This is a genomic window from Nocardia fusca NBRC 14340 (assembly GCF_001618425.1).
GTDB classification, from domain to species: Bacteria; Actinomycetota; Actinomycetes; order Mycobacteriales; family Mycobacteriaceae; genus Nocardia; species Nocardia fusca.
Window position 1 is genome coordinate 1 of sequence record NZ_BDCU01000099.1, and the last position, 1,093, is coordinate 1,093.

1 protein-coding gene is annotated in these 1,093 nt (G+C 66.4%); it reads right to left on the reverse strand.

The annotated features are described in order from the left end of the window. Complete coding sequence (locus tag NF4_RS36005) at nucleotides 1–999, reverse strand: IS481 family transposase (protein WP_063131856.1); 999 nt, start codon at nucleotides 997–999, stop codon at nucleotides 1–3. Nucleotides 1,000–1,093: the final 94 nt, after the last annotated feature.

Here is a 1,093-nt window from a genome sequence, read left to right on the forward strand (position 1 = left end):
CTAGCTGTAGTTCCCCGTGAGGTTGTGAACGCGGGCTGCGGGAGTTTGGCCGCCGAGGCTTGTGTGTGGGCGGTGGTGATTGTAGTGATGCAGCCAGTCGCTGTAGGTCGCTGAGCGGGCGGCGTCGCTGTTGTAGGTGCGGGCGTAGGCCCATTCGGTGGCGAGGGTGCGGTTGAACCGTTCGACCTTGCCGTTGGTTTGTGGCCGGTAGGGGCGGGTCCGTTTGTGGGTGATGGTTCCCAGCGCTGCGGCGAACTCGCGTGACCTGTAGCAGGACCCGTTGTCGGTCATCACCGCCTCGACGGTGATCCCGGCTGCGGTGAAGAACGCGTTGGCCCGCTGCCAGAACCCGGCGGCGGTGTTTTTGCGTTCATCGTCGAGGATCTCCGAATACGCCAGCCGGGTGTGGTCGTCGACAGCGTGGTGGAGGTAGCGGTAACCACGGGAAGCGGCTGCTCCCGCCCGTCCTGCTCGGTCGCGTGCGACTCCGGCAGCGCGGTCGGGGGCCGAGCCGCGGCCGTGTGCTCGCCATCCACCACCGTCGGGAATGCGGCCTTGCTTTTTGATATCGACATGGATCAGCTGACCGGGCCGGGTCTTCTCGTAGCGGACCGGGCGCGGGCGGCGCACCGGCAGACCGGTGGCCTGGTCGACCTGGCGTAGTAGCGGCATCCGGTATCGGGCCAGGACCCGGCCGACGGTCGAGCGAGCCATACCGAGGTGGAAAGCGATCCGGTGTGGACCCCACCGGCGGGTGAACCGCAGACCGATGATCCGGCGTTCGGTTCGTGATGGTGTCCGGTTCGGGAAACGATGAGGACGTGAGGACCGGTCGGTCATCGGCAGGCCGGACCGGTACCGATCGGCCCATTTCTTCGCTGTCGCCGGCGAACACTGAAACCGTTGCGCGGCACGGCGAACCGGCCAGCCGTGATCGACTACGAGCCGGGCAAGGCGTTGCCGACCCACGGGTGAGAGCGGGGCATTACCGTGGAGCACGAAGACCTCCGTGGACTGACGTGAGTGTGGTAACCCACATCGTCGCGGAGGTCTTCGCTCACTTCACCCGACCACAACGTCCCGGGGAACTACA